This is a genomic window from Spirosoma flavus (assembly GCF_054778555.1).
Map to the genome: position 1 here is coordinate 81,445 of NZ_BAAGZL010000007.1, position 18,864 is coordinate 100,308.

The following is an 18,864-nucleotide window of genomic DNA, read 5'->3' on the forward strand; positions in this document are numbered from 1 at the left end:
TCTTATGTACGGAACGATCAAAGAACAACTTCAGCAGGAGCTGGACGGCATCAAAGAAGCCGGTCTGTATAAGTCCGAACGTATCATTGTATCGCCCCAATCGTCGGTAATTGCCATTCACGGCGGGCGTGAAGTTTTGAATTTTTGTGCCAACAATTACCTCGGTTTATCGTCGCATCCCGACGTGGTACAGGCTGCTCACGATACGTTGGATACGCACGGTTTTGGCATGTCGTCGGTGCGTTTCATCTGCGGTACGCAGGATATTCATAAAGAGCTGGAAAAGAGAACGGCTGAGTTCGTCGGCGCCGAAGATTGCATTCTCTACGCAGCTGCTTTCGATGCCAACGGCGGTGTTTTTGAACCGTTACTGGGAGAACAGGACGCCATTATTTCGGACGAACTAAACCACGCGTCGATCATCGACGGCATACGGTTGTGCAAAGCCAAACGATTCCGGTACAAGCACAACGACATGGCCGATCTGGAAGCGCAGTTAAAAGCTGCTTCGGGTTCGCGTCGTATTCTGGTGGTGACGGATGGTGTATTCTCGATGGACGGTACGATTGCCCAATTGGACAAAATATGTGATCTGGCCGATCAATACGGAGCCATGACGATGGTCGATGAATGCCACGCGAGCGGATTTATGGGCAAAACCGGTCGCGGTACACCCGAATTCCGGAACGTACTGGGACGTATCGACATCATCACCGGTACGTATGGTAAAGCACTTGGCGGTGCGTCGGGTGGTTTTACGGCGGCCCGTAAGGAAATTGTCGAATTGCTACGTCAGCGGTCGCGCCCGTATCTGTTTTCCAATACATTAGCCCCGACGATTGTGGGTGCATCGCTGAAAGTGCTCGACATGTTGCAAGGCTCGACCGCGCTACGTGATAAGTTGGAGTCGAATACGAAATACTTCCGCGAAGCCATGACTTCGGCCGGTTTCGACATTCTTCCCGGCGAACACCCGATTGTGCCCATCATGCTGTACGATGCTCCGCTGGCGCAGAAATTTGCCGCCCGATTGCTGGAAGAAGGCATTTACGTAATCGGTTTCTTCTACCCGGTTGTACCGAACGGCAAAGCCCGAATCCGGGTGCAGATTTCGGCAGGACATGAGCCTGAACATCTGGAAAAAGCCGTTGCTGCTTTCACGAAAGTAGGGCAGGAGCTAGGCGTGATTTCAGCGACTGAGTTGGTGAAATAGAATAGGCTCCGACTGCCTCTGGCTGTCGGAGTCGCGCTAGCGACTAATAGGGTAGCTACAACCCATCCGGCAATTCCGACAGCCAGAGGCTATCGGGGCCTATTCTCTTCCCGAATCACCAATTCCGGCTCCAGAACAATCTTTTGAAACTCGGCTCCGTTCAACGTACCATCGTTGATTTTCAGAAGAATCTCAGCCGCTGTGTAGCCAATTTTGTAAGGATGCTGCTCCACCGAAGCCAGTGGCGGATGTTCCAGGTACGTAGTGAGGGGCAGATTAGAAAAACTCACGAACGAAATATCCTGATTGATACGTTTCCCACGACTCCGGCACACCTGCATGGCATCGAGTGCTACGTAGTCGTTGAAGGCCAGAACGGCGTCTGGGTGAGCTGTTTCTAACAGTTGCGTCATTTTTTCGCTTATGTCGCCAGTGGTTAAATCGACGCGTTTGATGAGTGCGCTTTCTACGGGTAATTTCGCTTCGAGTAACGCCTTGATGTAGCCCCGATACCGTTCTTCACTGGCAACAAGGGGCTGCGGTCCATTCAGCAGAGCAATACGTTGACAACCCCGCTGGGCCAGCCATTTGGTTGCTTCGAACGCGCCTTTTTCCATGTTGCATTCGACCTGATGCGTATCGATTTTTGGGGGAATCCGATCCAGCAGCACCACCGGAATGCGCCGGTCGAGCAGTCGCTGGATATGACCGAACTGCTGCGATTCCTTCGCAACCGACAACAATACACCATCGACCTGATTGGACGCCAGCGTTTCCAGAATCTGCTTTTCGCGGTCGTATCGGTCGTGCGATTGATAGAGCGCAACCGTCGAGTGAGCGGCAAAAACCACTTCTTCGATGCCATTTACCACCTCGGAAAAGAAATTCTCCCGAATTTCGGGCAGCACAACAGCCACAATGCCAGTTCTGCCTTGCCGTAGATTTCGGGCCGTTATACTAGGAAAATATTGGAGCTGCTCGGCTAGCGCCCGTACCGCTGTTTTGGTCTGAGCGCTGATACGCGGGCTATCCTGTAAGGCCCGCGATACCGTCGATGGCGAGATACGTAATTGACGGGCAATTTCTTTAATCGTTACAGCTTCTTTCATCAACGGTCAGTTTGGCTAGCTCAAGCTGGCTTCACGCGGCTAAAATTGAAAATAAATGCCGCTTTAGACAAACGTTTGCACAGACTAAAACAAACGTTTGCATAGCCACAAAGAGAACTACAAGGCACCGAATACCCATTTGTCTATTGACGTAACGATAGAAAACGGCTAATTTACAATCACTTTTCACGGTGAGTACTACGTTCCCCGTAACCCTTAAGCGCTCTTGACCATGACAACTCGTCGATCATTTCTTCGGACAGCCGCTTTGAGCACTGCTGCCGCGCCATTTATTCCTACCTTATATAATACGACGCTGGCGGCTTCACATATAGCTCCGTTGGCTAAAGTGCGGTTGGGTTTTATCGGCGTTGGTCTGCGGGGACGTAGCCATGTGAGTCAGGCGCTCTACCGCGACGATGTTGAAATTACCGCGATCTGTGATATATCGGCCGATGCGATCGCCAAAACCAATGCCATGATCGAGAAAGCAGGTCGAAAAGCGCCGGTAGCCTATTCAAAAGGTGACGAAGCGTTTAAAGAAATGCTCAAACGCGACGACATCGACGGCGTGGTCATTGCTACGCCCTGGGAATGGCACGTACCAATGGCCGTGGCGACCATGAAATCAGGTAAATACGCGGGCGTCGAGGTTTCGGCAACCGTTACGTTGAAAGAATCCTGGGATCTGGTTGATACATTCGAAAAAACCGGTTCACACTGCATGATTCTGGAAAACGTTTGTTACCGACGCGATGTCATGGCGATTCTGAATATGGTACGTCAGGGCATGTTCGGCGAAATGACGTATGCCCATTGCGGTTACGAACACGATCTGCGAAACATCAAATTCAACGATGGAAAGGGCCACGGCGTAGGCGCCGAGTTTGGTAAAAACGCCTACTCAGAAGCAAGCTGGCGTACTCAACACTCCGTCGACCGCAACGGCGACCTGTATCCAACCCACGGACTCGGACCCGTGGCGCACTGGCTCAATATCAACCGAGGGAACCAGTTTGTCCGCCTGACGAGCATGGCAACCAAAAGCCGGGGGCTGCACAAGTACGTAGTGGATCATGGCGGAGCCAATCACCCCAATGCGAAAGTCAATTTCAAGCTGGGTGACGTAGTGACGACCATGGTGGAATGCGCGAACGGCGAAAATATCATGATTATCCACGATACGAATTCTCCCCGGCCGTACTCACTCGGTTTCCGGGCGCAGGGTACGCAGGGCATCTGGATGGACGATAACAAGTCGATTTATCTGGAAAACGCCAACGGTAAGCCCCTCAGTGCCAAGCCGCATACTTGGGAGCCTTTCGAAACATATCAGGAAAAATACGACCACCCACTCTGGAAACAGCACGCTCAAACGGCTCAGAATGCGGGTCACGGCGGCATCGATTTCTTCGTGCTACGTGGTTTTATCGAGGCTATCAAGGCGCAGGTTGCTCCCCCCATCGACGTATACGATGCAGCGGCCTGGAGTGCCATCAGCCCATTGTCGGAAGAAAGTATCGCCAAAGGCAGCAAACCCATTGACATTCCGGATTTCACGCGTGGTAAGTGGAAAACCAACAAACCCATTTTTGGGCTTAACGACATTTATTAGATATATACCGGCATCCTCCGGGGCTGGCTCCAGTTTTTAGTAAGTAAATAGGTTGGTTACGTGCATGACGCGGTCAAATCAATATGGCCGCGTCATCATTTTACTTTCGCAGGTAGTTTGCCTATCTAGTTAAACGTATGAAAAAGCTTCGATACCAGAAACCCTTTGTTTCTGTTCTAACCCTTGTTACTGTTCTGGCATCAGGCTGGCTATTTACAAACTACACACCCCATGCCGTAACGCCGAACGTGGCCCGACCGAACATCATCTACATCTATGCCGATGACATGGGCTACGCAGAATTGGGCTGTTACGGTCAACAAAAAATCAAAACGCCAAATCTGGACCAGATTGCCCGCGAAGGGATGCGCTTCACGCAGCATTATACCAGTATGCCCGTTTGTGCGCCCGCCCGATGCATGTTGATGACCGGTAAACACGGCGGCCATTCCTACATCCGGGGCAATTACGAAATGGGTGGCTTTCCCGACTCGCTCGAAGCAGGTCAGATGCCGCTGTATCCGGGCGCGTTTACAATTGGGAAAATGTTACAGCAATCGGGTTACAAAACGGCTTGTATCGGTAAGTGGGGGCTCGGTATGGCAAACACCACCGGTAACCCGAACGAACAGGGCTTCGATTACTTCTACGGCTATCTCGATCAGAAACAGGCTCATAACTACTACCCAACGCACCTCTGGGAAAATGGCAAATGGGACAAACTGAACAATCCGGTTATCAACGTCCATAAAAAATTAACGCCCGAAACCGCTACGCCCGAGGCATTTGCCTACTTCCGGGGTAAAGACTACGCTATTGACAAAATGGCGCAGAAAGCGCAGGCGTTTGTGAGAACAAATAAAAACCACCCTTTTTTTCTGTATCTGCCGTTTACCGTTCCCCACGTATCACTTCAGGCGCCCGAAGCCGCTGTAAACGAGTATATTGGTAAGTTCGAAGATAAACCCTATCTGGGCGAGAAGAGCTATGCCTCGACGCCGTATCCGCGTGCTACGTATGCGGCCATGATTACGTATATGGACAAGCAGATTGGTGGGCTGATGCAATTGCTGAAAGAACTGAAGCTCGATGACAATACCCTCGTGATGTTCTCGAGCGACAATGGCGCTACGTTCAACGGAGGTACAGAAGCGGCTTATTTTAATAGCGTCGGGAAATTGCGCGGTTTGAAAATGGATGTTTATGAAGGGGGTATCCGTGAACCGATGTTGGCCCGCTGGCCCGGAAAAATTAAAGCTGGTCAGGTGACAGATCACGTATCAGTTCAATACGATTTACTGGCCACGTTGGCTGATGTAGTTGGGTATAAGCAACCGTTTAAAACAGATGGCCTTTCCTTCTTGCCTACGCTACTTGGTCAACCATCGAAGCAGAAAAAGCATGATTTTATTTATTGGGAATACCCCGAAAAAGGCGGACAGCTTGCTATTCGAATGGGAAACTGGAAAGGAGTAAAAACCGACCTGCGCAAAAATCGGAAAAGCCCCTGGGAACTCTATGACCTAAGCCGGGATGAAAGCGAAACGACCAACGTAGCGGCCCAGCATCCTGATCTGATAAAGCAATTTGATACTGTTGTTCAGCGCGAGCATGTACCGGCTCACCTTAACGAATGGGAAATAATAAATCCCAAAGTAACGCCCGGCGGGATGTAATACTGACTATAGCCTGTCGGCAAAAATTGACCTGAAATAGATAATAGAATAACAACGTATCATCAGCTTTGACCTTTCAACGCCAAAGGAATGTGTTCGTGATACTTATTTTTGATCTTTATGCGCAATAGCCACGCTGTCACTGTCTCAACGCCCGGCCGTATTTGCCTGTTTGGCGAACACCTTGATTATCTGGGCTTGCCCGTCATCGCTGCGGCCATTTCCTGCCGTATTCAGATTACGGCTGAACGTATCGGCGGGCAGAACGTACACCTGAATTTACCGGATATTGGCACAACAGAACAATTCAGTCTGGCCCAGTTACCCCTGACGTATCAGCACGACCGCGACTATTTTCGAAGTGCCATCAACGTATTACATCGCACTGGTTTTCAGTTTAGTGCCGGTATCGAAGGTGAGGTACAGGGGCGAATCCCCATCAATGCCGGTACGTCCAGTTCGTCGGCACTGCTGATTAGCTGGTTGAATGTATTAACACAATTGTCGGATACACCGAAAGTTCTGGAACCCAAAGAATTAGCAGAACTGGCGTATATGGCTGAAGTATTGGAATTTGGTGAACCGGGAGGCATGATGGACCATTATTCGACGGCTGTCGGTGGCGTTATTTACCTGGAATCGCAACCCGCTATCCATCTGGAAACGTATCACCCAAAGCTCGGTACGTTTGTATTGGGTAATTCGCAGGAACCAAAAGATACCATTGGCATTCTGGGACGGGTGAAATTTGGTATGCTACGTATCGTCAGACAGTTAAAGGAATTAAATTCCGACTTTTCACTGCATTCAACCGACATTACAGCCGTCACGGAGTACAAAGACGTTTTGTCCAAAGATGACTATGTATTGCTGAAAGGAACACTGTCGAACCGGGACATCCTGCGGGAAGCGTTGACGCTCCTGCAAACCTCCGGCAGTACGTCGCTGGATGATAGTAAATTCGGCCGATTGCTGACGGAACACCAAGCTAATCTGCGGGAAGCTCAGCAGATTTCGACGCCCAAAATTAACCGAATGCTCGACGCTGCGTTAGCGGCCGGGGCTCTTGGTGGGAAAATAAATGGTTCGGGTGGGGGTGGATGCATGTTTGTATACGCGCCCAACAACGCCGAACAAGTGGCCGAAGCTATTGAACGCGAAGGTGGTCAGGCATACATTGTTTCGGTTGATGAAGGAACACATTCTCAACTAGTGTCAGTGCCAAGCCGCTATGGCGAACCGTTCTAGTCTGGCCCCTGAAAATTAATAGGCATTCTACTCGGATTTGGCTCCGGTCTGGCTCAAACATACCTGTTATGATAAATAAATTTCTGATTGTCAGTTTACTTCTGTTAAGTGGAATGGCTTCTGCGCAGTCTGCCAAACGTCCTAACGTAGTACTCATCTACGCAGACGATGTTGGCTATGGCGACCTAAGCTGCTACGGTGCCACAAAAGTCAAAACCCCCAATATCGATCGACTAGCCAGTCAGGGATTGCGGTTTAAAAACGCCTATGCCACCGCAGCTACCTGTACACCATCGCGGTATTCGCTCATGACGGGTGAATACGCCTGGCGCCAAAAAGGAACAGGTATAGCCCCCGGTAATGCATCCCTTATCATCAAACCCGGACGTAGTACGTTGCCCGGTGTATTCAAAGCGGCTGGATATCAGACTGGTGCAGTCGGCAAATGGCATTTGGGACTGGGTGGTCCGGAAGGACCTAATTGGAATGGTGACGTAAAACCCGGACCGTTGGAATTAGGATTTACCAATTCATTTATCATGGCCGCTACCGGCGACCGCGTTCCCTGTGTATACGTAGAGAATCACCGCGTTGTCAATCTCGACCCTAAAGACCCGATTCAGGTCGATTATAAACAAAAAATTGGCGACTGGCCAACGGGGAGCGAAAACCCGGAGAAGCTGAAAATGAAGCACTCGCACGGCCACGACATGACCATCGTGAATGGCGTTGGACGTATCGGCTGGATGACGGGTGGTAAAGCGGCACTTTGGAAAGATGAAGATATGGCTGATACGTTTACAAAGCAGGCCGTTACGTTTATCGAAAGGAATCAGAAGCAGCCGTTTTTTCTCTACTTCGCCACGCACGACGTCCACGTACCACGCGTACCACATCCTCGCTTTGTGGGTAAAAGTGGCCTGGGGGCTCGCGGAGATGCACTACTAGAATTCGACTGGGAAGTGGGTGAGGTACTGAAAACGCTTGACCGACTGGGATTAGCCAATAATACGATTGTCATGTTATCGAGCGATAATGGCCCGGTTGTTGACGATGGGTATCAGGATCAGGCCGTAGAAAAACTGAATGGTCATAAGCCTGCCGGTCCGTTACGGGGTGGAAAATATAGCGCGTTTGAAGCCGGAACGCGGGTTCCGTTGTTGGTACGTTGGCCAGGGCAGGTAAAAGTCGGTGTATCGGAAGCGCCCGTCAGTCAGGTGGATTTTCTGGCTGACTTTGCGGCTTTGCTGGGGCAATCCTTCAATCATACGGACTCACCCGATAGCGAAAACCAACTCAATGCTTTACTCGGTCGCGACCCGGCTGGCCGATCGGTGATTGTTGAGCATGCCGGTACGTTGTCGATTGTGCAGAAGAGTTGGAAGTACATTGAACCCAGTAATGCAGCGCCTTATTCCAAAAATACCGATACCGAACTCGGCAATAACCCCAAACCCCAGCTCTATAACCTGACCGATGACATTGGCGAGAAAAAGAATGTAGCCGACCAGCATCCCGACCGCGTTCAGCAATTGAAACAGGAATTGGATAAGATTCGGGGTAAAGAAGCGCAATAAGTAGTCTGGTCAGGCTACTTACCGAGGGTAACTGAAGCCGAAAGGGTTGTTTCTGAACGTAACCGGGCTACCCGAATACCTGACAATCGTTTGTGCCACAGTACGTAGTCGCTGATTGGGTAGGAGGTGAGCACCACTTCGCCCTGATCGGAGGAGGCATGAAGCAGATGAAAACGGCCATTTGGCTGCCGCACAGCCAGGCCAACGTGTTTCATGTCGAGACCGGGACGGGCGGCTGTCAGCATCACAATATCACCTTCGCGAAGCTGGCTCTCAGCCTGACGAACGTTTTTAGACGGAATAAAGGCAAACGCCTGCTGGCTCAGCGCGGCTTCGGCCATCGCCATCTGTTTGAAAATAGCGGGATCTTGCAGCGGTACGTATTTGTACGTTGCCGATGTCATATACGATATCGGTTTGGCAACAGAAAGACAGCCAGGCAGTTCGGCCGTTACGTCGGCCACCAATCCTTTACGTTCATTGTCGCGCAGCCAGTCCGAAAAATAGTGCAGTCGGCTGGCATAACCATTAATCTGGCCGTCGCGATAACGGAGTTTGGTCAGGTATTTCCGGAACGCTTGCTCCAGTTGCGCCTGATTCTGTTTGTCGGTTACGTCATGCCAGGCTAGTGTAAGGGCCAGAACGGTTTCGATGTACGTAGTGCAGTCAAAAGCTTGTACATTAATAATCAACTGTTCTGGATAGATACCATCGAGCGTGTGTGCTACGTAGGGAGAACCCATTAATTTTTTACCAAAACTAACGGCTGTTTCGGCTGGCGTTTTGCCGCCAATCAAAGTCAGCGATTGCAGCGGAGAAATGCTTCCCTGCGCCCATAAAATAGACGGTACCAACAGCAGAAAAAATGCTGTGTAAAGTTTTCGCATAGTTAGGTGGGTAAATGTTAAAGAGCGAAAGACTGAAAGAGCGAATGAGCGAAATACTATACAGCACAAAGCGTCCGGCAGGCACTTTCGCTCGTTCACTCATTCACACTTTCGCTCTTTAAAGATGCGCTAATCTACAATTTTATTTCCATCACCCATACACTACGTGGCTGGATCAGCAGTGGAACTCCCACACTACCAACGCTTTCCACAGTAGTATTCATTAAAAAAATATCGGTGAACTGATACGTTCGGCCAGAATCGAGTCGCATGGCATCGAACGCGCCCGCTGGAATACGTACCGTGGTTTCATACGTATTCTGATTCGAGAAGTTGCAGACAATGAGTAACTTCTGACGGTCGGTGAAGCGCAGATAACTAAATAGCTGATGGGCATCGTACCCGGCACTCTGACCATTATCGTTGGCGTACTGCAAATCATAAAAATAGCCGTTCTGAATCGCATCCGATCCGTTGACCAGATGATTCAGTTGCTGATAAAAAGCACGTAGCGCCCGTTGCTCGTCTGTCAGTTCGCCACCGTCGTAGCGGCCCGCGTTTATCCAGCCCTGCCACTCGGGTACTCCCCAATAATCGAAAATGGTTGTGCGGCCATCATCGCCACTAAATCCTTCGCTACCTTCTGCCCTAACCCCTATTTCCTGGCCGAAATATAGCAGCAGGGGCCCCGTATGCATGGTGGCGGTCAGGGTCATGCCTGGAATGGCTGCCCAGGGGTCATTGGCAAAAAATCGCGATGCAATTCGCTGTTCGTCGTGGTTTTCGAGGAAACGGAGCATGTGCTGGGAAAAATCGCCGGATTCCTGCTGCCATACCCGTGTGAGTTCATAACAGGAACCGTGGCCTTCCATTAAAGCACGAACGGCGTCATACAATCCAACTTTATCGTATAGATAATCGAAACCAGCTTCGAAAATAAACGAGCGATACAGGCTGGGTTCGTAAATCTCTGCAATGAAAAGCAGGTTGGGATATCGTTTTTTTATCTGGAGGATAGCCCAGTGCCAGAACGTTATCGGTACATAATGCGCCATGTCACAACGGAAGCCGTCGATACCTTTGGCTGACCAAAACAGCAGAATGTCAAGCATTTGATGCCACGTAGCCGGAATTGGGTCGAAGTGAGTGGTTCCATCGAAAATGTTAAGACCGTAATTAAGTTTTACGGTTTCGTACCAGTCGTTCTGGTCGGGTTTCGACGTAATGGAACCGCTGCCTGTCACCTTGGCCGGATACTCATGCAACGTACCGGATGCTACGTTCCCATCTGGCGGTATGAAAGTTTCGCCCGGTAGGTAGTAAAAATTGTTTTTCGCCGAAAAACCCACCAACGTATCATCCTGCTCACCTAAATCTACTACGTTGGCTGGCTTTACGTCGGAATGGTACTGGCGCGCTACGTGGTTGGGTATAAAATCAATGATGACCTTTAGCCCATGCGCGTGAGTGCGTTGCACAAGTGCCTCGAACTCAGCCATTCGGTTGGGTACATTAACCGCAAGATCGGGATCGACATCGTAGTAATCTTTCACCGCATAAGGTGAACCCGCACGACCTTTCACCACAGACGGATCGTCGGAACGAATGCCATATGCTGAATAATCCGTTTGCGTAGCATGTTCCAGGATGCCGGTAAACCAGACGTGCGTAGCCCCAAAATGCTGGATGCTCCGAAGGGCAGCATCGTTTATAGCATTGAACGTACCGACCCCGTTTTCATCGCGGGTTCCGTTCCAGTGATTCGTCGTACGTTGATTACCAAACAGACGGGTAAAAATCTGATAAATAACCAGTTTGTCGCTTACTGGATTAGTTGATGACGTATACATAATTAAAGAGCGAAAGGATGAAAGAGTGAAAGAGAGATAGCGAATTGCAGCGAATTTGCCGGTAGGCCATTCGCTCATTCACGCATTCATTCCGCATCGGCGGTCCGATTTCGCTCTTTAATTTTTCGACGCAAAACTATGGCCTTTTTCGACGAAAATATTGGGCTAATTTTACGTTCTTGTTGCATTATTTTATGATTGACCTATGATACGTATGAAACATTTTACCTGTACCTGTTTTTTAGTCTTTCTGTCGCTTCAACTGATACGTGCCCAACAGATTACCATACAGCGCGTTAACCCGACGAACTGGTGGGTTGGTATGAAAAATCCGAACGTACAATTGCTGGTTTACGGACCTAATGCGGGTACGTTGGCCTATGCACTCAACTATCCCGGGGTTAAACTGGTGAAAACGCACACCGTCGAGAATCCCAACTATGTCTTTCTGGATTTGACGATTGCGTCTACAGCCAAACCCGGTACGTTGAAAATCAGGGGCAAACGGGGTAGCCAGACGCTGACGCAGTCGTTTGAATTGAAAGCCCGTGACAAATCGCCGAAAGGCCAGGGCGTTACGTCAGCCGATTTTATCTATCTGGCCATGCCCGACCGCTTTGCTAACGGCGACGAAAGTAACGATAAATTTGCCGACATGGCCGATCCCAACGCCGACCGGTCGAATCCATTCTACCGACACGGGGGCGATCTGGCAGGGGCCTCTCAGCGACTCGATTACCTGAAAGACCTGGGCGTTACGGCTATCTGGTTTACGCCCGTTCTGGAAAATAATCAACCACTTACCAACGAGGGTGGGGCTATGCGTTCGGCGTACCACGGCTATGGTTTCACCGATCACTACAACGTTGACCGGCGCATGGGAGGGAACGACGCGTACAAGGCGTTCGTAAAAAAAGCGCACGGCATGGGCATGAAAGTGGTGCAGGATGCGGTCTATAATCACTGCGGTATCAATCACTGGTTCATCAAGGATATGCCCAGCAAAGACTGGCTGCACCAGTGGCCGACCTACACCAATACGTCGTACAAATACCAGCCCATCACCGACCCACACGGTGCTACGTTAGACCGGCGCGTAACGCTCGATGGCTGGTTCGTGCCCTTCCTGCCCGACCTGAATCAAAGCAATCCCTACGTAGCGAATTTCCTGATTCAGCACGCCATCTGGACGGTCGAAAATTTTGGCGTTGATGCCTGGCGCGTCGATACGTATATGTATAATGATCAGCCGTTTATGAACCGCTGCAATCAGGCGCTCATGGACGAATATCCGAAGATTCACATCTTTGGCGAGTCGTGGGTAAACAACGTAGTAGATCAGGCGTATTACACACGGAACAAGATTGATTTTCCATTTAAATCCAATCAGCCCGGCGGACTCGATTTTGTGCTTTATGCGTCGATGAACGATGCGCTGAAACAGAAATTCAGTTGGGATGATGGCGTCAATCGGTTTTATCAGGCACTGGCGCAGGATGCCGTTTATGCAGATCCCAACAAGCTCGTTACGTTCCTGGATAATCACGATACCGACCGCTATCTATCGGTGATTGGCGAGGATTTCGACAAGTATAAAATTGGCCTCACCTGGCTGCTGACCACACGCGGCATTCCGTCGATGTATTATGGGACGGAAATCCTGATGAAGAATTTCAAAGACCCATCAGATGCCGAAGTGCGTCGCGATTTTCCGGGAGGCTTTCCGGGCGACAAGGAAAATAAATTCGAAACGGCCGGACGTAACGACCGCGAAAACGAAGCATTTCAATACGTTCGGAAACTCGCTACGTATCGGCGCGATAATCCGGTGCTGCATTCCGGAAAGCTGATGCAATTTCTGCCGCAGGATGGTACGTATGTATATTTCCGTTACGACGCCAGCAAGACCATAATGGTGGCTACCAACACGAACGACAAAGAAATCTCGCTTGATACGTCCCGATTTGCCGAACGAATAAACGGCGTTACGTCGGCCCGCAACATAATGACCGATGCCATGATTACTGATTTTAAACTGTTGAAAATTCCTGCTAAAACGGCTCTGATACTCGAGTTGCAGAAATAATGACGAGAATACTAATGGGTTGTAGTATGTTGTAATCAAATATATTACAACCTATTAAAGTACATAGTTGAAATTTACTCTTGCTATAACCATAATATTATCACTATTTTTCGCCAAATGAAGAGCTGAAATTACCGTATATCATTATCTATGATAGTTTAATAAATCTATATTAGTAAAGTTGTATTTTAGTGACGGAGAAAATAAATACCGATGAGCGCTTTACATGGTTTACTTGATTTTCGTCAAATAGGCGTATTTAATTCCAGAGAGGTTGCAATTGGGATTTGCTGTTTAATATTTTTCTTTTACTGCCTTTCAATAGAATCTCTTCGATTATCAATCTTTAAACTCATAAAATTTGCTTTCGTTAAGCAACTCATAATTATATATATACTTGCCGCGTTATATTCTTTAATTCCAATTCTAATCTTTTATGTTCTAGGGTTCTGGGAAAACTCCTTAATAAAAGATGCTATATTTTGGTTTCTATTCTCGGCTTCAATAAACTTATACAATATCACACATAAGAATAAAGAGTATTTCAAAGAAGCATTTAAAGATAATATTAAATTTTCTGTAATAACTGATTTTATCACTAGCCAACGCACATTTAACATATTTATTGAATTATCTATCGTGGTTATGAGTGTTTTGCTAGGAGGATTAATAGCATCTTCCGAAAAAGATGAAAAGCATAAAGCCGCAAATCAGGTATTTAAGATATTAGCTTTTGTAATAGGAAGCGCTATGTTTCTAGCGTCTTTTTATTTCTTCGCTGAAAATTTAATAAAATTAATTACTCTAGATAAAATGGAGGAATTTTCATTACCTATAATACTTGGTATATGGTTCATTCCCTTTTTATATTTATTATATCACTATATAGTTTATGAATCTGCATTTTCTTCAATTGACTTTAATGTAACGAATGAAGACATCCGTAAGTTTGCTAAAAGTCAGACAGTACTTCATTTTAAGTTCAACACTGACTTGCTTAAGCGTTGGTACGATAGCATATCAGTTCATCCAATTAAAACAAAAGAGGATGTGTTGATATCCTTTTTAGATATAAAGAAATTAGAACTCATCGAGCGAAATCCTCCCCATGTTGATGTTTCAGAAGGTTGGTCACCATACAAATCAAAGGACTTTCTTACTGGAAATGGAATTGAGACAAACTACTACAAAAACTGTTATGATAATATATGGCAGGCAAGTTCTCCTTATATTCTGCTTAATAATGAAATTATAAATAACAATATTGCTTATTACGTGTCTGGAGATAATAAAGTAGCTAAGCAGCTAAAATTGGTTTTGAACGTCAACTCTCAAATTGAAGAAGATTCGGCAATATATAAATTCCATGAATGCGTTATTTCATTATATAAAGCAGCATTTAATAAGTCAATTCCGTTAGCCATAAGCCAAGCTGTAATTAATGGGCGAAATAAAAATTTGAGCATTTTAAAAAAGACCGTTTCTATATACAAGACAGAACACATTAATAAAATCGGAGGCTATACTTTAGTTTTTGTAATTAAGCAAGAATGAGTAGCCTGCTTGGTTAAAATTATCATGATCTGCCAAAACGGCGATGGTGCTGAAACTGCGGAAGTAATCTTGGTAGTTTAAACAAGTCTCTTCCAACGGTAAGGTGTTTTTCGGAATCTTCCGGTAAATCACCTTGCCTTATGAAAATCGCTACGTTCCTTTTCATACTATTGGCCCTAGCTGGATGCCACAAAGAGATCGTTTCACAGACCGACGACGGTACGTTGCCCGGTCAGTTTCGAGTGCAGATCGACCCGATACGTTGTGCCATGCCTACTACGCAACGATTAACGGTTCACGCTACAAGCGACGATACGTATCAACTTATTTACGACCGGTTTGGGGTGGGGGAATACACGTTAACGGATGTTAAAGCGACGAAACTGAGCCCGACCAGTTACAATTTATCCGTGAATGGTCAATCCATCGGTCAATATGGGCTGGAAGTAATACGTGACCTGAATGTTACAAAAACAAGCTGGGTCCTCGAAGTGCATCACGCCGTCGGTACATCTGAAGGGCTGGCGTTTATGGGGGTGAAGGAGTAGATTTAAAGAGCGAAAGGGTGAATGAGCGAAAGAGCGAAAAAGCCGGATGGTCTTTCGCTCTTTCGCTCATTCACCCTTTCGCTCTTTGATCCCCCTACGTCAGCGCTTCTTCCGAAGCGTAACCCCGATACCAGTTCACATGGCGGGTCAGGTACATAATGACGCCCAGAATGAGCAGTAAGCCGAAGCTACCGAGCAGTAACGAGTAATCTTCCAACTGAAGCAACGAGTAAAAGAACCCGTAGAGCAGGGCGAGAATCACACTGAATAAAACGGTCAGGCGGGTGTTTTGGAATACGTAGCGGACGTAGAACGTAATGAGCGCCAGAATAATAACGCTGCCGATCAGGTAGGCGCCATCGAATGAGACATGCTCCGAAATGGATAGCAGCAGCAGGTAAAACAGGCAAATTGCAAAGCCGACCAGCAGATACTGAATCGGGTGAATACGTCGACGGTCGAGGATTTCGACGAAGAAGAACGATACGAACGTAAGGATTACAAATAGAATCCCGTATTTGGCTGAACGCATCGTTTTCTGATATTCATCGACTGGCAAAAGTAGCTTCACGCCGAACATAGGCGCAGTTTCATTATCACGAACCAGGAAATTCCCGATGCCCTGCTGCGGATAATTTCGGTTGAATTGAAGCACTTTCCACGATGCCTGGAATCCCTGCGACGTAATGTTACGTTGGTCGGGTAGAAACGATCCCACAAAGCTGGGTGTGTTCCACGGTGAACGAAGAGTTACCCGCGTTTCTTTCCCAAACGGCAAAAAACTCAATTGTGTACTGCCATTCAGATTGACTACCGACTCAAAACGGTACGAATCGGTATCAAGTTTTATCGGGGCACTCACGCCCGATGGCAGAATATCTCCGCTCGGGATGCCCGGCTCGGCTTCCAGCGTCTGGTTGTTGACCTTAAACGTAATGGCATTTTTGATGCCTTTCATGTCTGTGACGCCCAGCGAAAGAAATGCCTTATCCCACTTCATAGCCGCGTCCGACAGACCCAGCGATGTAACGGACGGCTTTCGAAAGGTGCCTTTGATTGTGAGTTTGGTATTATAGAGCATCACCACGAAAATACCGCGATTACGTCGTTCGGGCGTTACGTTGCCATCGACCTGCAAATCGTCGGGCAGGAAATGTGCAAAGAGCGTTTCGGTTTGTACCTGTCCTTTATCGTCTTTCGTAACTACATCATAGGGAACCGATAAAACGGGGCCGCCAATTACCTGTTGACCACCCCATTTGGCACTTACCTCGGCGGTTGCTTCATCGCGTGTGGCTTCTCGCTCCTGAATCAGCATTTGCAGCATATTGGTAGGAATCAGCAGCACAAGTATTAGGACACCGATCACAGCTAGTTTTAGCATCGTAGACGTACGAATCCAGTTGTTAATACGGTCGATAATAGAAGCGGGATGGCCAGAAGTCGGCAAGTGTTCCATGATTGATTATTTATTTAAAAGTACTTTGTTTTGCAAAGTAAACCAAGCGAAACTGGATTTTGCAATTTTTGAGATAAATTATTTTCTTCAGTGATTTCTGGCCGTGTTTCAGCTTATTATGAGTCGTCCATCGGGACCGGTGGCTAGGCATAATCCTTCAGTCATTTATCTAATGGCGCAGAGCAATTTGCTGGCGACGATAATGCCGGATTTACCGGTCCGGGAAGTGGCTGACTTTCTGGGAAGTACGTTCTGGATGGTGTAGCTGCTGATCGTAGGTGTACTTTTTTTACGACGTAAAGGGATCGATAACGTACTGACGAGCGTTTAAAACAACCTAACTTTGCTTTTTATTCAACTTATTTAGTGCCGATGCGTTCCATCAAAGCTTTTCTGTTCGACCTCGACGGAGTGATTGTCGACACCGCTATTTACCATTATCAGGCCTGGAAACGACTGGCTAACGAGCTCGGTTTCGATATTTCCGAAGAGTTCAACGAACGGCTCAAGGGTGTCAGTCGTATCGAATCGCTGGACATTATTCTAGCTCATGGCGGACTGATTCTGTCCGACGAAAAAAAGGCGGAATTGGCTGCTCAGAAAAACGGCTGGTACTTAGAGCTGGTCAGCCGCATGACTTCCGACGATATTTTGCCCGGCGTAGCCAATTTTTTTTCGCAGGTACGTAAAGCCGGGTTGCAGACGGCACTCGGTTCGGTCAGTAAAAATGCTCCCTTGATTCTGGAACGTATTGGTATGACCGACGCTTTTGACGCGATTATCGACGGTAGCAAAATCAGCAGAGGCAAACCCGACCCGGAAGTATTTATCAAAGGAGCCGACGAGCTGGAGGTAAGTCATGACGAATGCGTGGTGTTCGAGGATGCAGTGGCGGGTGTAGAAGCCGGTAAACGCGCAGGCATGTTCGTGGTTGGGCTCGGCTCTCCCGACGTACTGACGAGGGCTGATTTGGTAGCGCCTTCACTCGAAAACCTGACTGTTGAGGACGTATTGAGCGCAACGTCGAAAGCAGAAGCGTAAGTTTTTGCTATTTTTATAGTCGACACAATCTAACTGTTCGCGTATGGATGAGCAGAGCTTGGATCGACTGCGTAGGGAACTGGTCGGTGATGAGAAACTGGTTCCCAGCGACTTCTGGGATCGCCTTCGCAGCGCCGGACCGTGGGCTGTCTATCTGGTTTCGTGCGCGTATCAGGAAACATTTCTTTACATCAGCCCTTCTTTTAAAGACGTAACAAGCTACGAACCAGCCCGGTTTCAGGCAGAAAGCCTGCCTTATCCCGTAATTACCAGTAAACCGGCGCGTTCGCTGCAAACCGGCGGTATTTATTCTCTAAGCCGAAATCCGATGTATCTAGGTTTATTGCTGCTGTACGCAGGACTTAGTCTGCTGATTGGCAACGTATGGACGATGCTTCTGTTGCCATTTTTGGTGTTGATTGTTACCCGGTACGTTATCAAGCGGGAAGAGCGGTACCTGGAACGAGCCTTTGGGCACGCGTATCAATCGTATAAAGAGAAAGTACGTCGCTGGCTGTGAATTTAATGGCTCTAAGTACCGAGTTGTAAAAAGCATTTGCTTACGTATTGTCCTTCATGGAAATAAGTAACTATCTATTTTTGGTTATAGAACCCTACTTTTTATAATTGTTAGGGTTATGGTTTCACGATAGATTGCAAGAAATCATTAACAATCTTACCGATCAAAAATAGCAGCATTCTGTTAAAAAACGGTAATCAATGACTCGTTCTCAACTCAATCCCATGCCCGTTTACTTCGATCGCTACATCAACCTGTGCGACGACGTAACGCTACCCGAGGCCGCCATTGGGTTTTGTACGCCTGGGCATCAGCGCTGGCACATGAACGTACTGTAGGAACGATATTAGCCGCTGCTGAAATGATTTAAATATTGGTCAGATTATCCGGAAAGCTGTGCTGACGATGGAAAACTGTTCATACGTATTCATTAAAAGATACGTATGAACAGAACGAATGTATCGACGAGTAGTAGCTACGT

16 protein-coding genes are annotated in these 18,864 nt (G+C 47.9%); 12 read left to right on the forward strand and 4 right to left on the reverse strand.

Features of this window, described 5'->3' with window-relative positions; all coding sequences use genetic code 11:
• Positions 1–4 precede the first annotated feature (4 nt).
• Positions 5–1,213 (forward strand): glycine C-acetyltransferase, encoded by a 1,209-nt coding sequence (gene kbl, locus ACYVF1_RS27360; protein ID WP_461084982.1) that lies wholly within the window; start codon positions 5–7, stop codon positions 1,211–1,213.
• A gap of 89 nt (positions 1,214–1,302) precedes the next feature.
• On the opposite strand, the gene ACYVF1_RS27365 is transcribed toward kbl, so the two are convergent.
• Positions 1,303–2,322 carry a LacI family DNA-binding transcriptional regulator gene (locus ACYVF1_RS27365; protein ID WP_461084984.1) on the reverse strand — a complete coding sequence of 340 codons (1,020 nt, stop codon included), beginning with the start codon at positions 2,320–2,322 and terminating at the stop codon, positions 1,303–1,305.
• 226 nt (positions 2,323–2,548) lie between these two features.
• Between ACYVF1_RS27365 and ACYVF1_RS27370 the strand changes: the two genes are divergently transcribed.
• From ACYVF1_RS27370 to ACYVF1_RS27385, 4 genes are all read left to right on the forward strand, one after another.
• Positions 2,549–3,937 (forward strand): Gfo/Idh/MocA family protein, encoded by a 1,389-nt coding sequence (locus ACYVF1_RS27370; protein ID WP_461084986.1) that lies wholly within the window; start codon positions 2,549–2,551, stop codon positions 3,935–3,937.
• 137 nt (positions 3,938–4,074) lie between these two features.
• Positions 4,075–5,613 (forward strand): arylsulfatase, encoded by a 1,539-nt coding sequence (locus tag ACYVF1_RS27375; RefSeq protein WP_461084988.1) that lies wholly within the window; start codon positions 4,075–4,077, stop codon positions 5,611–5,613.
• A gap of 120 nt (positions 5,614–5,733) precedes the next feature.
• Complete coding sequence (locus ACYVF1_RS27380; protein ID WP_461084990.1) at positions 5,734–6,861, forward strand: GHMP family kinase ATP-binding protein; 1,128 nt, start codon at positions 5,734–5,736, stop codon at positions 6,859–6,861.
• Positions 6,862–6,929: 68 nt separating this feature from the next.
• A complete protein-coding gene (locus ACYVF1_RS27385; protein WP_461084992.1) occupies positions 6,930–8,438 on the forward strand; it encodes a sulfatase family protein in 1,509 nt (502 codons plus the stop codon).
• A gap of 14 nt (positions 8,439–8,452) precedes the next feature.
• Here ACYVF1_RS27385 and ACYVF1_RS27390 read toward each other — a convergent pair whose 3' ends face one another.
• Complete coding sequence (locus tag ACYVF1_RS27390; protein WP_461084994.1) at positions 8,453–9,325, reverse strand: N-acetylmuramoyl-L-alanine amidase-like domain-containing protein; 873 nt, start codon at positions 9,323–9,325, stop codon at positions 8,453–8,455.
• 134 nt (positions 9,326–9,459) lie between these two features.
• Positions 9,460–11,175, reverse strand: coding sequence for an alpha-amylase family protein (locus tag ACYVF1_RS27395; protein ID WP_461084996.1), 1,716 nt, complete (start codon positions 11,173–11,175; stop codon positions 9,460–9,462).
• 214 nt (positions 11,176–11,389) lie between these two features.
• On the opposite strand from ACYVF1_RS27395, the gene ACYVF1_RS27400 reads away from it, so the two are divergent.
• The 3 genes from ACYVF1_RS27400 (at position 11,390) to ACYVF1_RS27410 (ending at position 15,363) form a co-directional block, all read left to right on the forward strand.
• Positions 11,390–13,261 (forward strand): glycoside hydrolase family 13 protein, encoded by a 1,872-nt coding sequence (locus ACYVF1_RS27400; protein WP_461084998.1) that lies wholly within the window; start codon positions 11,390–11,392, stop codon positions 13,259–13,261.
• 213 nt (positions 13,262–13,474) lie between these two features.
• Positions 13,475–14,815, forward strand: coding sequence for a hypothetical protein (locus tag ACYVF1_RS27405; protein ID WP_461085000.1), 1,341 nt, complete (start codon positions 13,475–13,477; stop codon positions 14,813–14,815).
• A 140-nt stretch (positions 14,816–14,955) separates the two neighbouring features.
• Positions 14,956–15,363, forward strand: coding sequence for a hypothetical protein (locus ACYVF1_RS27410; protein WP_461085002.1), 408 nt, complete (start codon positions 14,956–14,958; stop codon positions 15,361–15,363).
• Between the two features lie 94 nt (positions 15,364–15,457).
• Here ACYVF1_RS27410 and creD read toward each other — a convergent pair whose 3' ends face one another.
• Positions 15,458–16,822, reverse strand: a complete 1,365-nt coding sequence (gene creD / locus ACYVF1_RS27415; protein ID WP_461085004.1) for a cell envelope integrity protein CreD — start codon at positions 16,820–16,822, stop codon at positions 15,458–15,460.
• 118 nt (positions 16,823–16,940) lie between these two features.
• On the opposite strand from creD, the gene ACYVF1_RS27420 reads away from it, so the two are divergent.
• The 4 genes from ACYVF1_RS27420 (at position 16,941) to ACYVF1_RS27435 (ending at position 18,721) form a co-directional block, all read left to right on the forward strand.
• On the forward strand, positions 16,941–17,087 hold the full coding sequence (locus tag ACYVF1_RS27420) for a hypothetical protein (RefSeq protein ID WP_461085006.1): 147 nt from the start codon (positions 16,941–16,943) through the stop codon (positions 17,085–17,087).
• Between the two features lie 107 nt (positions 17,088–17,194).
• Positions 17,195–17,863: a beta-phosphoglucomutase gene (gene pgmB / locus ACYVF1_RS27425; protein WP_461085008.1), complete on the forward strand. Its 669-nt coding sequence runs from the start codon at positions 17,195–17,197 to the stop codon at positions 17,861–17,863.
• A 43-nt stretch (positions 17,864–17,906) separates the two neighbouring features.
• Positions 17,907–18,383 carry a methyltransferase family protein gene (locus ACYVF1_RS27430; RefSeq protein ID WP_461085010.1) on the forward strand — a complete coding sequence of 159 codons (477 nt, stop codon included), beginning with the start codon at positions 17,907–17,909 and terminating at the stop codon, positions 18,381–18,383.
• A gap of 200 nt (positions 18,384–18,583) precedes the next feature.
• A complete protein-coding gene (locus ACYVF1_RS27435) occupies positions 18,584–18,721 on the forward strand; it encodes a hypothetical protein (RefSeq protein WP_461085012.1) in 138 nt (45 codons plus the stop codon).
• Positions 18,722–18,864: the final 143 nt, after the last annotated feature.

Excerpts from the sequence above, each read along its gene's own strand:
- ACYVF1_RS27380 (WP_461084990.1), top strand. The coding sequence starts at position 5,734 with ATGCGCAATAGCCACGCTGTCACTGTCTCAACGCCCGGCCGTATTTGC.
- ACYVF1_RS27410 (WP_461085002.1), top strand. The coding sequence starts at position 14,956 with ATGAAAATCGCTACGTTCCTTTTCATACTATTGGCCCTAGCTGGATGC.
- ACYVF1_RS27435 (WP_461085012.1), top strand. The coding sequence starts at position 18,584 with ATGACTCGTTCTCAACTCAATCCCATGCCCGTTTACTTCGATCGCTAC.
- ACYVF1_RS27365 (WP_461084984.1), bottom strand. The coding sequence starts at position 2,322 with ATGAAAGAAGCTGTAACGATTAAAGAAATTGCCCGTCAATTACGTATC.
- kbl (WP_461084982.1), top strand. The coding sequence starts at position 5 with ATGTACGGAACGATCAAAGAACAACTTCAGCAGGAGCTGGACGGCATC.
- ACYVF1_RS27430 (WP_461085010.1), top strand. The coding sequence starts at position 17,907 with ATGGATGAGCAGAGCTTGGATCGACTGCGTAGGGAACTGGTCGGTGAT.
- ACYVF1_RS27390 (WP_461084994.1), bottom strand. The coding sequence starts at position 9,325 with ATGCGAAAACTTTACACAGCATTTTTTCTGCTGTTGGTACCGTCTATT.
- ACYVF1_RS27375 (WP_461084988.1), top strand. The coding sequence starts at position 4,075 with ATGAAAAAGCTTCGATACCAGAAACCCTTTGTTTCTGTTCTAACCCTT.
- ACYVF1_RS27385 (WP_461084992.1), top strand. The coding sequence starts at position 6,930 with ATGATAAATAAATTTCTGATTGTCAGTTTACTTCTGTTAAGTGGAATG.
- pgmB (WP_461085008.1), top strand. The coding sequence starts at position 17,195 with ATGCGTTCCATCAAAGCTTTTCTGTTCGACCTCGACGGAGTGATTGTC.
- ACYVF1_RS27420 (WP_461085006.1), top strand. The coding sequence starts at position 16,941 with ATGAGTCGTCCATCGGGACCGGTGGCTAGGCATAATCCTTCAGTCATT.
- ACYVF1_RS27405 (WP_461085000.1), top strand. The coding sequence starts at position 13,475 with ATGAGCGCTTTACATGGTTTACTTGATTTTCGTCAAATAGGCGTATTT.
- ACYVF1_RS27400 (WP_461084998.1), top strand. The coding sequence starts at position 11,390 with ATGAAACATTTTACCTGTACCTGTTTTTTAGTCTTTCTGTCGCTTCAA.
- creD (WP_461085004.1), bottom strand. The coding sequence starts at position 16,822 with ATGGAACACTTGCCGACTTCTGGCCATCCCGCTTCTATTATCGACCGT.
- ACYVF1_RS27395 (WP_461084996.1), bottom strand. The coding sequence starts at position 11,175 with ATGTATACGTCATCAACTAATCCAGTAAGCGACAAACTGGTTATTTAT.